The sequence below is a fragment of the Xanthomonas sp. WHRI 8393 genome, from assembly GCF_040203315.1.
Lineage (GTDB): Bacteria > Pseudomonadota > Gammaproteobacteria > Xanthomonadales > Xanthomonadaceae > Xanthomonas > Xanthomonas arboricola.
In genome coordinates this window covers 503,839-516,503 of sequence record NZ_JBEGGL010000002.1, presented here as the reverse complement: position 1 = coordinate 516,503, position 12,665 = coordinate 503,839, and the positions used below count along the sequence as shown (strand labels likewise).

Genomic DNA, 12,665 nt, shown 5'->3' with positions numbered 1-12,665 from the left:
ACGCAGGAAAAAGCAAGGCTCAGACCTTACCGTGATCGCATTGATGATCGCATTAGCGATCATCGCGATGGTGCCGAGACAGGTGTGGATTGCCCTCGGCATTACTGTTGTGGTCGCTTTCGGGCTCTACCTCTTCGTTAAGTGGCAGACTCGGAGGAAGCCAGCAGCCCCGATCGTGCGTGAGCCGACGCTCGCCGAACTGACTGGGTTGAAGTCAGCTCAAAGCAAACCTCGCAGCTCTACAGCGCCTGCTCTCGCCAGCGCCAACCGGAAGATCCTGTCTTCCATGCTAGAGGCAGCTCAATCGCCGATTGCTCCATCGCCTTCGCAGAGCAACCGGCTTGCCAGTGAGTTCGTCGCGGACCCCACCATAGCGTTGAGCCAGTCAGTCCCCCCTGCTCCCCAGGTGGCGATTCCACAAAACCCAGCTTTGGCTGAAACCGACCGGCTGGGGAACTTACGGAACGCGATGGCACACATTGCCGAGCACGGCCCGACGACGCCAATAGCACCGCCGACTCCTACCCCTCCCGGGCAGGCGGAAACGTCTCCGATCATTCTTTCAGGCACACGTGCCGCACTTGAACCGAGCGCTACCGGAAATGCTCAGGATCGTCCCGTCTCCCGGCAGCCCAACGGCAATTTGCTTGAAGCAATGCGCGCTGTGGCTGAGCAACCATCAACAAGTCGGCAAGCGAACTCTGCCATTAACGCCGCATTAGACGCTCCGCGCATTATCGTGCCCACCCCGAGCCGCCCGCGCTCCACTGCCTTGCCTAGTCCAAGCGATCTGGGAGTAACCGCAACACCTGACGTCCACAACATCGCCTCTGCACCTACGGAAACCACGTCATCGCCGCAGCAACCGAAGAGCAATCTTCTCGACGCCATGCGTGCGGTCGCCGCTAAAGCATCCATGCCTGGGCCAGCTCAAGCTTTTGCCGACGCCAATCTTGAAGATCAGGGCGCGATCGCACCGATCGCAAGCCAGCCAAGCCCATCTGCAGAAAGAATTGAGGCGATCCAGACTCTGACACCTACTGTGCCGCCTACTCCTGCTCCTGCTCTGCAGCGCGAGGCACATGGGCCATCGACCCCACCACCGTTGCCTGAGGCCTCCCGCACAGAAGCACCCAGGACCATGGACGAGCTTCATCGCACCAGCATCGCCGGCAGTGCACCCGCCAAAGAATTCTCTGTGCCCAAGCCTCCTGAGGGTTGGGAGAAAACACGCTGGGTGCAGCCAGGCGAGATCATCGAAATTCGTGGGGTAAAAATCTCAGGCGGACTGTTCTACTCTGGGGTCAGGCTCGCCACACCAAGGGGAGGGACTGAACCCAGCTTGGTCAATGGCGTTCTCGCCGTTGCACCGACTGGCAACTACCGCGAGCCAGTCGGCTACCAGGAAGACTACGCTGACCTATCTGCAACCGAGCGCCGCGCCTACATCAATTGGCTCGCTTCTGATCGATCCGATCCCGAATGCAACTACCGATACGTGATGTTGTTCTTGTATGGCATTGAACGGCGGGTCTTGATCGATGGGGTCGATGAGCCAGAGTCAAAGCAGGGTTGGCCAGCCATCAAAGCAGCACTGCGGCATCTAGAAGCCGCCTACGGCAAGATCTACACCGTTATCCGATTCCAGATCAACAGTTTGCTCGACTGGATGGAACTCGATGACGTTGGAGAAAAGCTTTACACCAAGCCGCTCCCCCGCTTTCAGCGCACCCATGAACTTCCCTTCTACCTACGCCTAGCGTTGGGTCAATGCTCCTTGGATCGTGCCCCGATTCCAGCACAACTGGCCCTCGCATGGGCACGCCTGAGCCCCGAAATCCCCCTCAGAACTGCCACAACGCGCTGCGCAGAGGAATTCGATCAGCTCTTCGTTGAGCGCTACCGGGAGCTTTTTGATGCAGGGTTGGTCCTGCCCAAGAACCGCACCAAGCTGAAATTTTCGAGACAAACATTTTCCCCTGCCTTTTATGGCAGCAGCTTCAAACCCAAGACCTTTGGCGAAACACCTGATGTCACCGCGCTCACCGCGCCCATCAAGAAACTCAACGAAATCGTCCAGCAATGCACGGATGAACTCGGCCCGCTGAGTCGCCTTATCAACAAGAACCCCGAGGCTCGGAATACGCTGGATGGCTTGCTACACCTGCCAACCAGCATTTGGCCGGCACCGCGCAAAGCAGCGCTCCAATTGCTGGTGGACGAGGTTCAAGATCGTGCGATCACCCTGCCCCTGACTCAGCTTGCCGATCGCTTTGGCAATGGTGGAGCGTCGCTCAACCGAGAAAAGATCCGAGATCTTGCCAGGACGCTCGAAGCGGCTCACATCGGCATGGAGCCTAACGTGCTCGAAGGCGCGCGGGCGCCTGGCGATACTGATCCTGTGGTCCTCTTCGCGTTGTTGCCCGGCCAAACCCATCAAGCCCAAAGCAGCGCGTATCAAATCGCCCTGTTGACCTTGCAACTTGCTTCCACGGTTGCACAGGCCGATGGCGATTTCAGTGCACACGAAATTGACCATCTTGGCCGAGAGATTGATGCATGGAGTCACCTCAGTCCCGCCGACCACAAGCGTCTTCGTGCGCATCTTGTCTGGCTGAGCCAAGCGCCCATCACCCTAACCTCGCTCAAGAAAAAGCTTGATCCGTTGGATCAAACCACCAAGGAAGTGATCGCCGCCTCCATGGCAAGCCTTGCGCAAAGTGACGGCACCGTCTCGCCAGACGAAATGCGCTTCTTGGAGAAGGTCTACAAGACGCTCGGCGTGGAGACCAAGCGTGTCTTTAGTGACGTCCATGCCGTGAGCGCGGGAAGAAGCACCACCAAGGTAGAGCCAGCCAAGCAGTTTCGCCTGGACCCCAAACGTATTGCCGAACTCCAACATGATACCGCCAAGGTCTCTGCCCTCTTGGCGGGCATCTTTACAGAGGATGTCGCCGAACCCGTCATCGAGCCCCAAGCACCAATACTCCCCAGTCAAGAACCTGCTGCTACTCCCGGCCTGTTGGGCTTGGATGAAGCACACAGCGCACTGCTGCGCCTCATGCTCTCTCGACCCAATTGGACGCGCTCCGAACTGGAAGATGGCGCTTCAGATCTGGAGCTGATGCTCGATGGCGCACTTGAACACATCAATGATGCATCGTTTGATGCTTATGACATCCCATTCTCTGAAGGAGACGATCCGGTGGAGATCAACCCAGAGTTCATCGGGAAAATAGAGCAATGAGCAACCCTATTCGTGCCAAGGATCGTGATGCGGTCATTCAGTCATTGCGTGCAGGTGTCGTGCCTCGTGCTGGTCAGCACCTGATCCAGGTCGGGCGCATTCGCGAAGTTGAAACGCTGGTCAGCGACATTGATCGCTTGGCCGATGGCGGCTCCTCGTTCCGACTGGTCGTTGGTGAATACGGTGCTGGCAAGACCTTCTTCCTCAACCTGGTGCGCGCCATCGCGATGGAGCGCAAGCTCGTCGTGGCAAGCGCTGACCTCAATCCCGATCGGCGTTTGCATGCCTCCGGTGGCCAAGCCCGTTCGCTTTATGCAGAGCTGATGCGCAACTTGGCCACGCGCACCAAGCCTGACGGTGGCGCGCTGCCAGGAGTCGTTGAGAAATTCATCGCAACCGCCAAGACCGAAGCCAAAGCAAAGGATGTTCCCACCGAGCAAGTCATCCGCGCCAAGCTTGAACAGCTGACGGAACTCGTTAATGGCTATGACTTTGCCGATGTCATTGCGGCTTATTGCAAGGGCTTTGAACAAGGCAATGAGCAACTGAAATCCGATGCCATTCGCTGGTTGCGTGGCGAGTTCTCCACCAAGACCGACGCCAAAGCTGCGCTTGGTGTGCGCTCGATTGTTGATGATGCCTCGGTCTACGATCAGCTCAAACTGATGGGACGCTTCGTGCGACTGGCCGGCTTTAGCGGGCTTTTGGTTTGCCTGGACGAGCTCGTTAATCTCTACAAGCTTGCCAACGCCCAGGCGCGCAACTCGAACTACGAGCAGATCTTGCGCATGCTCAATGACTCTTTCCAAGGAACGGCGGTCGGTCTTGGCTTCGTGCTGGGTGGCACGCCGGAATTCTTGATGGATCCCCGTCGCGGCGTTTACAGCTACCAAGCCCTCCAAAGCCGCTTGGCCCAAAACACCTTTGCCAAAGAAGGGCTGGTCGACTTCTCTGGGCCTGTCGTGCGCCTTTCGAGCCTCACTGCGGAAGACTTCTATGTGCTTTTGACCAAGATCCGCCACGTCTACGCAAGCGGTGATGTGGAAAAATATCTGCTGCCTGACGAAGCGATTCAGCAATTCATGGAACACTGCGCCAATCGGATTGGTGACAGCTTCTTCCGCACGCCTCGCACCACGATTACCGCGTTCATCAATCTCTTGGCAGTCTTGGAGCAAAATCCCGGCACGGCTTGGCAAACCTTGATCGGAGAGATTGAAGTCAAGGAAGACCATGGCGGCGACGAAGACCTAACGGTCCAAGCGGATGACGAACTGGCTTCGTTCAAGCTCTGATCGATGAGCCAGTCAAGCGCGTTCTCTCTTCTTTCGCCAGGCATCCAGCGCTACTTGTGGGCGGAGCAATGGGAAGCCTTGCGGGATGTGCAGGAAATGGCCATCCCACTGATCCTGCCTGCCGATCAAGATGTGATCGTTGCCGCCAGCACCGCCTCGGGCAAGACGGAAGCTGCTTTCCTGCCGGCGCTGACCTATCTTGAACAGCAGACCCCAGTAGGCTTGATCGTTTACATCAGCCCCTTGAAGGCCTTGATCAATGATCAGTTTGGGCGATTGGAGCGATTGTGCGAAGACCTCGACATCCCTGTGTGGCCGTGGCATGGCGACATTAGCAGCACAAGCAAACAGCGCTTCTTCAAGAAACCACATGGCGTCGTTCTAATCACGCCAGAGTCGTTAGAAGCAATGCTGTGCAACCGAGGCACCTCGATTGCCGGCATCTTCAAGCACCTGGCTTACTTTGTGATCGATGAGCTGCATGCCTTCATCGGCAGCGAGCGAGGCAAACAGCTTCAATCCTTGCTGCACAGGATCGATACCGTCGTTGGTCGCAAAGTGCCTCGCATTGGGCTATCGGCAACACTGGGTGATATGCAGGCGGCGGCGCGCTTTTTGCGTCCAGCGGGGACCGCCGCGATTGTCGACGCCCCTTCCGATGCGTCAGAACTTCTCCTTATCATCAAGGGCTTTGAAGAACCTGTGCCTCAGAAGGGCGAAGCTGATGACAAGAAGGAGAAGCAAGAGTTAGCACCATTGGCTGTGGCCGAGCATTTGTTCAAAACCCTTCGCGGCAGCAACAATCTGGTCTTTCCCAACAGCCGCCGTGAGGTCGAGCGCTATACCCACCTGCTCAATGAGCTTTGCGAAAAAAGTGGTGTGGCGCGCGAGTTCTGGCCGCACCATGGCAGTCTTTCCAAAGAAATTCGCTACGACACTGAGGCTGCGCTCAAACAAAAGGATCAGCCAGCGACTGCCGTCTGCACCAACACATTGGAACTCGGCATCGATATCGGAGCGGTCAAGAGCGTTGCCCAGATTGGCACGCCCCCTACCATTGCCAGTCTTCGTCAACGCATGGGCAGATCCGGAAGACGCAAAGGTGAAGCTGCGATCTTGCGCGGCTATGTGATTGAAGATGCCATTGACTCGCAGGCGGATCTTCGAACACGCCTGAGGCTCGATACGTTTCAGACTTTGGCCGTGGTCATGCTGCTTACCGAAAAATGGTATGAGCCGCCTGTGGTCAAAGGTGCGCATCTTTCCACCTTCATCCAGCAGCTTCTTTCCACCATTGCGCAGTATGGCGGCTTGACCGCAGCCCAGGCGTTTCAGTTGCTATGTGCCCCCAATGCCCCTTTCAATCAAGTGTCTCGTGATGCATTTGTCGAGCTGCTGCGCCATTTGAGTCAGAGAGACATCTTGATCCAAGATGGATCTGGGCTCTTGTTGCACGGACCTGCCGGTGACCGGATCGTCAACCACTACTCGTTCTATGCAGCGTTCACGGTCGACGAAGAATTCCGGATTGTCGCTGCTGGCAAACCGCTTGGCACCCTGCCCATTTCCCAGATGCTCACAACCGGCCAGCGTATCTTGTTTGGTGGGCGCACCTGGCTGGTCGAGCAAATCGACGAAGGCCAGAGGACGATCTATGTGTCTGCCACCAAGAGTGGCGCGCCACCGATGTTCAGCGGCGGCGGCGGACGCGTGCATACCAAAGTGCGTCAAACCATGCGAGCGATCTATCAGGGAACACTGACGCCGACTTTTGTGGATGCGTGTGCGCAGCGCTTCATCGACGAAGGACGGACCAGCTACCAGCACCATGGCTTGGATGACCAGCTTTTCCTGGATCGGGGAAGCGACATCCTGCTTCTCACTTGGCTGGGCGATGCGGCCAACGATGCAATCGCTTGCTTACTCAATGCTAGGAACTTCAAGGCACAGGGTAGCCGCCTGGGGGTCGAGATCACGCGGGGTCCGAATGCCCTTGAGAACATCCAGACAGCGCTCAGAGCGATTGCCGCTACACCAACCCCGTCCATTGAAGTGCTATTGGCAGGTGCGAAAAATCTGGCCAGCCAAAAGTGGGACAGTTTGCTTTCGCCCCACTTGCTTCAAGTGTCTTATGCCAGCTCTAACCTAGACCTTGATGAGGCGATGGGTTGGCTACGCAGCTCCTTCCCATCTCGAAGTTGATCTACGAAAACTATGCGCCATATCGAAATTGTCCGATCGAAGCGTTCCACCCCGTCACCAGAAGACGCGAACACTGCATCTTCCAAGAGGTCGTGGTCCATCACCCGCTTCGTCGGTAGTCTGGCTGCCGTGACAACACTGGCTGGGATCGTGCTTCATGGCTGTGGGCATGTCGCCTACACAAGCTATCTCAAAGCCTGGGGCGTTCAAGCCGACCTATTTCCCCAATCGGCCGACTGGAAGGTTGTTCGCGGTTACTATGCCATCGTGCTGCAAGGGCTTGGAATGTTTCGCTCGTTCCCCTGGTTTTCCGTAGCAACAGCCTTTGTTTTTGTGTGGATCGCAGTTTTGATCTACCGGCTGCCCACTCGACCAGTTGGCGAAGGTCGAATTAAAGAATTTTTCTTGCGACGTCCATGGATCAAGCATATTTCCTCATCGGCCGGCATTGCTGCCTCGGGGGTTTATCTCTCACTGACACTATTTCTCGTCGGCCTGTTGGTGGCGACCCTGCCGGGTTTGCTTGGCGAGCATGCTGGTAAAGATGACGCAAACACAGAAAAGGGTCGACTCCTTGGTCCGGTATCGCGAGGCGATTCAGAACTCTGGGAAAAGGGTGAGCGAAAGATCCGAGGCCACATCATTGCCAGCAGTTCTGACCTGATCGCCATCTACGACATCGATCTCCATCAGGTCCGAACGCTATCGCGTGGCGATTGGGAAATACGAAGAGTAGGTCCTTAGAAGCATAGGTGTCAGGATGCTGGCAACATCTGGTCTTATCTCGGCAACATCTGCTTACAAGCGCACGCTACGAGATGAGTTCATCATCACCGGCCCTGCCGTATCACTCTGCGCCACCCTTTTGCGCTCGTTGGATTGAAGCTCCCTGCGCTGCTTGGCCGTATCAACTCTGGCAATCGCCTCATCAAGCTTCGCCTCAATCGCTTCGTCTGTGATCAGGTCCCGCACGTGATCTAAGTTCACTCGGCGAACCAGAACATCCGCCACTTCATCATGGCCATTTTGGAGTGCAGCAAACAAGCCTGCCTCCGGATAAGCGGTCTTGTGGGCGAACTCCAAGATCGACTTGACCATTCCTGCATCGCCCTTCGTTGCTGCAGCGAACAGTGCTTTCTCGCCAAAGTCGCGAGGCGCGTGGCCTGTTTTGACGATCGCCCAAAGCAGACGCCCCACCAAAGTTGCATGTCCCTTAGAGGCGGCAGCATTGAGACCCAACGAAAAGGTATCTTCCGGATCCGGAAGACCAGCTTCTATCAAGAACTCAACGACCTCGACATGGTTGTTCTCGGCTGCCGCTGCCAAGCCGTGCTGCGCACATTGGATCTTGGATGAATAAGGCAACAGATGCTTGACCACTTCCAAGTGGCCTTCTCGACAAGCGGCGATCAGCGCCCGGCTGTCCTGCGCTTTGGCATCTGAGAACAGGACCAATTGAAAGACGACATCTGCATGACCATGGCGCGCAGCCTCATACAGCGCAAGTGAGTCGTGTTGCAGAGGACTGCACTCTTTGAGCAGTCGTTTGACGCACTCCGTGTGCCCGCGCCTAGCAGCAAGCACCAATGCCTCGTCATCTTCTGCGTCGCAAAACGCCATGAGCTGCTCAACTGCCCGCGCTGAACCCGCCTTGGCAGCGACATCAAGCGGATAGACCGAAAACGACTTCGACAACAGTGGCACCAGTTGATCAATCAAGCTTTCTTTGCCGCTCTTGATCACTACCTCAATGGCGTAGCGTGCCGCAGCATCGCTATCACTTTGAGCCTGACAAAGCGACGTCACATACGTCTCACTCCCCTGCTTCACAGCCTGTCTAATCTTTCTTTTAAGTGCCTGGTCCATTTTCTCTCCTCCCCCTTCAACTTAACGCCATCACGTCTTTCGTCAAGATCACAGCGTGATGGCGTCAGTCGATTGGATAAGCCCAACGGGACTTACAGATCATTGATGTCAGGAACATCATCCTCGTAGTCGCACGCAATGAGCGAGCCGGTTTCATCTTCGATGCGAAGGATCTCAGGCGCGCTGTGCCATTGGTCGAAATCAAAGTCGCTGTAAGCGATCGCGTCGATATCGCATTTGGAAAGTGCTTCCTCTGGCGAGCTCGCCTCAATCGTTGCCCAGTGGACGATTTGGGCATACGCATTAATCTCGATGGTGTATTTCATGCTGCTCTCCGTGCCTGGTAACCCACCAAGCTTCGGAACGCAATCTATGCATCAGGCCCGGATAGCTAAAGGACGAGGTCGTCCCGGGTCGCTGAACAACCATTCATCCGTTGCCTACAATCCTGACGATAAGATGCGCCAGGCAGCCGTTACGTAGGGTGGGTGGTCACGCTACACGGGCTTCGTGTCTTCGTCTAACTCCTGGCGATCCAGCAAGGCCATCTGGGCTGCATGAACCGCCATCAGGTGGGTTCTGTAAGCCTTCCGCCAAAGTTGCTTCTCGCCATTTGACTGCCAAGGTAGCGCTAAGGCTTGATCAATGGTCAGAGCCACCACCGTTGCCCCATCGCGGAAGGCTTCTTCAATCGCACTCATATCAAGGTCCGTGATGCCCGCATGCGAGATCACGCTCTTGATTTTTTCTGAGGACTCGCGGATCACAATGAAGGGAATGCCCTTCCCCGTTCTGCCAAACTTGCCCGAGATAGGCTCTTGGATCTTTTCGCGTGCTTTCGTGATTTTGGCATACCACGTCAAAAGCTCGGCTTTGGTGATGAATCGTGGCGAGCTTTTGCTGGCTGCAAAGGGATTGCCCTGCTCTCGTTTGAGCTTGTCGAACTGTCGTCTCGGGATACCGAGGTAGAACTCGGCCATCGGCTGCGTGAAGCGCGTCGTGCTCGGTGAGCGATCAAGTCGCTGTTTCAGGCCATCGAAGTCCTGGCTGTCGATGGTGACTTTACGCTCATCGCGCTTGGCGATGACTTCAAGTGCTGCGCGGAGAAATCCGTCATCGAAGCTTTCCGCCTTGCTGATATTCGTCATCCGCCCCCCTCACTTGTTCAGGCCTTAATGCGAGAACTTTGCATCGTAAGCTTTGCCACTCGCCAGCCTTAAAGTCCGCGACCGATGCTATTGAGCATAGCCTAACGTGTTCGCAGAGGAAGCACATCGGAAAAGCCATCCGCCGTCTTGGCGACCCAGCGCACCGCGTCTTGACTACCAGTTATGATCGCGAGTTGCATGTGAGCCATCACTACGAGCGCGTTACTTTGTTTGACGATTAGTTCCACGAGTTCAAGCGGGAAGCCCGTTCGTAACCGATGAAGTGCATGTGCACCCGCGTGGACAAACGAGTTGAGTGCCGCCCAAGAGTATTTCTTGAACTCCAAAAACGCCCGTAGCGGCTCGGTTGCCTGCTTCACTGTTTCCAGAGCTTGGAGCATCTTGGAGAGCATCGGCAAGCGAGCAGCTAATGATTCACTTGTCGGTGTCAGCTCTTCCTTCAAGCAGGCCACCTCATCATCGCTTGCACAGTAAAGGACCCAGACGGCTCTCACCAGCGCTTCGAACTGCGCACGGTGGATGATGACCGTCGATGGTCCCGCACGAACCGCAAGAAGACAGCGACTCGCAACGGCATGCTCAATGGAAAGCAGGCAAAGGGCGCGACAGACTTGCAGTCGATCACTTTGATGGAAGCCCGGAAGCTTGGTGATCGATGTCAATGCCTGCAACAGTGCGTCAGACCCATCAAAGAGCTTCTCAACCGGCTCAGACATCGTGCTTCTCCAAGCATTGAAACAGTTGGATCGCATCCTGGCGCATCAGCAGTCGCCTCCTTTGATTTCTCATTTGAATCTTGCCGTAATGGCGTAAGCAGCAAAAGAAGCCTGACGACCGGCCTCAAGCGCAGCGTGATGTCTCTTGCAAGAGCAGGTGCACTGGTGGTCCTATGCCAACAACCGATGAAAGAGGGGCGCTACGCCCACCCTCTTGCTGCAAGGCTGGTGTGCTGACGCCCGCCGATCACCAAGTGGTCCAGCACCCGGATGTCGAGAAGGCCCAGAGCCTGCTGCAGGCGCTCGGTGACCTTGCGGTCGGCCTCACTTGGCTCCGGATTGCCGCTCGGGTGGTTGTGGAAAAGGATCACGGCAGCGGCGTTCAAGCCCAGGGCGCGCTTGGCGACCACCCGAGGGTGCACGTCGCAGCCGTCGATGGTGCCGAAGAAGAGATGTTCGGTTGCCAAGATCTGATGCTTGATGTCCAGGAAGACGACCCCGAAGACTTCGTGCGGCAGGTGAGCGCAGCGGGCAATCAGGTAGTCGCCGGCTTGGTCCGGGCTGTCAATGCGACCTTGCCGATGAAGGCGTTGTTCCAGGATGGTGGCTGCTGCGAGCAAGATGCCCTTTTCGTCCATCTGAATTTGGTATTGGGCTTTGATGTCTCTGGTGCGCTTCATCGGTTCTTCTCCACCAGCGCGTTGTGCGCCTCGTGGGACCCGACAGGCGAAGCGTCCGGCCCTACCGCACCCGGGAGTGAGCACCGTGCACGGCGCACAGCGAAGGGCCGCAACAAAGCGCCAGCGTCGAGAAGGAGGCCTGCCCTTGCGGTCGGGACAGCGAAGCTAAGGTCCCTTTCAGAGGCCCAGCGCTGGTGGATAGCATTGATGGGCGACTCCCCTGCCGGCGATCGAAAAGCCAAGGAGATCCGAGTCCTGTGTGCGCGCAACTTTTGTTCCTAATCCTCGCGCACTTTGCCGGCTGCTTGCTTGCTCGATTGCTTGCTTGCTTGCTGTCGCTAGCGTTCGCTCACCGAGAGTGCTTATGCTCACAGCGGTCAAATTCGATAGCCCATGGCGCGCATCTCAGCCGTGCATCGCAGAGTTATGGGACATTCGGACCACCTTCAGAGCCGACCCCAACCATGCCAATCAAACAACGAAAAGCTACCCTGGCTTCTTGAATGCGAGTGCAAATGCTTGCAGCACTGGTGGTCATCTCGCTTACGGGATGCACAGCGGCCGCCCCCGCCAAGATCAAGCCTATCGAAGGGCCCGTGCGTCTGAGCGAGATTGCAGCGGTCGACGGTCCCAAGGTGCGTCCCGACCAAGTGATTGAAGACAGCCGTTGCCCGATCGATGTTCAATGCATTCATGCCGGGCGGTTGATCGTCAGGGCGGCCGTGATGGGCGGCGGCTGGTCCAAGCAGATTGATCTCACGCTTGGCGTTCCGGTGCCTGTCGGCGATGGCATGTTAACGCTGGTGGACGCCATACCCTGCCCATCAGCGGGGACACCGCTATTTCATCCACCGCACGTTTCAGCTTCACGTTTAAGGGTGGCCGTTAGCCAAGCGTGTTTAACGTGCAGCGCCCTGGTCATTTGCGCTTTTAGCTTGGTTCGTCAGTGCTGGTGAGCCCATGCCAAGCCAGGAATTCGTCAAGACGCCATCTGACGAATTCAGCATCTTGAGCAGTGAGAGCCTTTGCCTCAACGACCTGCGCCATGCCCGGGAACGCTCGCAAGAAGTGTCAACGGTCGGAGCTCGACGCCCTCAACGTGGGCACTGCGTCGTCCAGGTGATCAAGGTGGATGCGCAACTCAGCTCTGTCCATTGCAATGAGTATCAGCACCCCTGTCGCATCGGCTGAGACACATGCCAGTCCCAGTAAAGTAAGGAAGTGATACAGGTGAAGGTTTGATGCATCACCTTGTCCTGGCTACACCAGACAGCCACGCAGCCAGCACCAATGGAGGCACTCCCACGACAGAGGCTGCCTGTGTGCCGGCACGACGCTGTTCAAGGCGTCTCGTGAGGTGAGCGACCATCGGTCCCGCGTCGTGGACTGATGTGTCCTTGGTGCCCAAGCGCTGAGGGATACGCAAAGTCGGTCATTTCTCCATTTACGCACGCCGCTGTTTACGCACGCGGCTGTAAAAGGCCTTGCTC

At 56.7% G+C, this 12,665-nt stretch carries 9 protein-coding genes and 2 pseudogenes; 5 read left to right on the top strand and 6 right to left on the bottom strand.

Translation table 11 applies throughout. The features are described 5' to 3' along the window. Positions 1 to 31: 31 nt before the first annotated feature. From ABQ137_RS08280 to ABQ137_RS08265, 4 genes are read left to right on the top strand one after another with little or no spacing between them, the layout of a single operon-like run. A complete protein-coding gene (locus ABQ137_RS08280) occupies positions 32 to 3,247 on the top strand; it encodes a TerB N-terminal domain-containing protein (protein WP_349781962.1) in 3,216 nt (1,071 codons plus the stop codon). Next, on the top strand, positions 3,244 to 4,542 hold the full coding sequence (locus tag ABQ137_RS08275; RefSeq protein ID WP_349781960.1) for an ATP-binding protein: 1,299 nt from the start codon (positions 3,244 to 3,246) through the stop codon (positions 4,540 to 4,542). Before ABQ137_RS08280 ends, ABQ137_RS08275 begins: the two co-directional genes overlap by 4 nt. Positions 4,543 to 4,545: 3 nt before the next feature. Then, positions 4,546 to 6,744, top strand: a complete 2,199-nt coding sequence (locus tag ABQ137_RS08270; protein ID WP_349781958.1) for a DEAD/DEAH box helicase — start codon at positions 4,546 to 4,548, stop codon at positions 6,742 to 6,744. Positions 6,745 to 6,756: 12 nt separating this feature from the next. Continuing rightward, positions 6,757 to 7,488, top strand: coding sequence for a hypothetical protein (locus tag ABQ137_RS08265; RefSeq protein ID WP_349781956.1), 732 nt, complete (start codon positions 6,757 to 6,759; stop codon positions 7,486 to 7,488). 54 nt (positions 7,489 to 7,542) lie between these two features. Here ABQ137_RS08265 and ABQ137_RS08260 read toward each other — a convergent pair whose 3' ends face one another. From ABQ137_RS08260 to ABQ137_RS08240, 5 genes are all read right to left on the bottom strand, one after another. Continuing rightward, positions 7,543 to 8,610, bottom strand: a complete 1,068-nt coding sequence (locus ABQ137_RS08260) for an ankyrin repeat domain-containing protein (RefSeq protein WP_252163552.1) — start codon at positions 8,608 to 8,610, stop codon at positions 7,543 to 7,545. A 92-nt stretch (positions 8,611 to 8,702) separates the two neighbouring features. After that, the gene (locus ABQ137_RS08255; RefSeq protein ID WP_252163553.1) at positions 8,703 to 8,936 is read right to left on the bottom strand and encodes a hypothetical protein; all 234 of its coding nucleotides are present in this window, start codon (positions 8,934 to 8,936) and stop codon (positions 8,703 to 8,705) included. A gap of 171 nt (positions 8,937 to 9,107) precedes the next feature. Continuing rightward, positions 9,108 to 9,758 carry a hypothetical protein gene (locus ABQ137_RS08250; RefSeq protein WP_025989244.1) on the bottom strand — a complete coding sequence of 217 codons (651 nt, stop codon included), beginning with the start codon at positions 9,756 to 9,758 and terminating at the stop codon, positions 9,108 to 9,110. 101 nt (positions 9,759 to 9,859) lie between these two features. Further along, positions 9,860 to 10,495 carry a DUF6988 family protein gene (locus tag ABQ137_RS08245; protein WP_349781952.1) on the bottom strand — a complete coding sequence of 212 codons (636 nt, stop codon included), beginning with the start codon at positions 10,493 to 10,495 and terminating at the stop codon, positions 9,860 to 9,862. 200 nt (positions 10,496 to 10,695) lie between these two features. Further along, entirely contained in the window at positions 10,696 to 11,175 is a 480-nt protein-coding gene (locus ABQ137_RS08240) for a JAB domain-containing protein (RefSeq protein ID WP_425510708.1), read from the bottom strand. A gap of 503 nt (positions 11,176 to 11,678) precedes the next feature. Here ABQ137_RS08240 and ABQ137_RS08235 point away from each other — a divergent pair. After that, positions 11,679 to 12,064: pseudogene (locus ABQ137_RS08235) on the top strand (hypothetical protein). Positions 12,065 to 12,105: 41 nt separating this feature from the next. Here the strand turns inward: ABQ137_RS08235 and ABQ137_RS08230 are convergent. Further along, a pseudogene (locus ABQ137_RS08230) lies at positions 12,106 to 12,330 on the bottom strand (hypothetical protein). Positions 12,331 to 12,665 lie beyond the last annotated feature (335 nt).

Excerpts from the sequence above, each read along its gene's own strand:
- ABQ137_RS08275 (WP_349781960.1), top strand. The coding sequence starts at position 3,244 with ATGAGCAACCCTATTCGTGCCAAGGATCGTGATGCGGTCATTCAGTCA.
- ABQ137_RS08270 (WP_349781958.1), top strand. The coding sequence starts at position 4,546 with ATGAGCCAGTCAAGCGCGTTCTCTCTTCTTTCGCCAGGCATCCAGCGC.
- ABQ137_RS08265 (WP_349781956.1), top strand. The coding sequence starts at position 6,757 with ATGCGCCATATCGAAATTGTCCGATCGAAGCGTTCCACCCCGTCACCA.
- ABQ137_RS08260 (WP_252163552.1), bottom strand. The coding sequence starts at position 8,610 with ATGGACCAGGCACTTAAAAGAAAGATTAGACAGGCTGTGAAGCAGGGG.
- ABQ137_RS08255 (WP_252163553.1), bottom strand. The coding sequence starts at position 8,936 with ATGAAATACACCATCGAGATTAATGCGTATGCCCAAATCGTCCACTGG.
- ABQ137_RS08250 (WP_025989244.1), bottom strand. The coding sequence starts at position 9,758 with ATGACGAATATCAGCAAGGCGGAAAGCTTCGATGACGGATTTCTCCGC.
- ABQ137_RS08245 (WP_349781952.1), bottom strand. The coding sequence starts at position 10,495 with ATGTCTGAGCCGGTTGAGAAGCTCTTTGATGGGTCTGACGCACTGTTG.
- ABQ137_RS08240 (WP_425510708.1), bottom strand. The coding sequence starts at position 11,175 with ATGAAGCGCACCAGAGACATCAAAGCCCAATACCAAATTCAGATGGAC.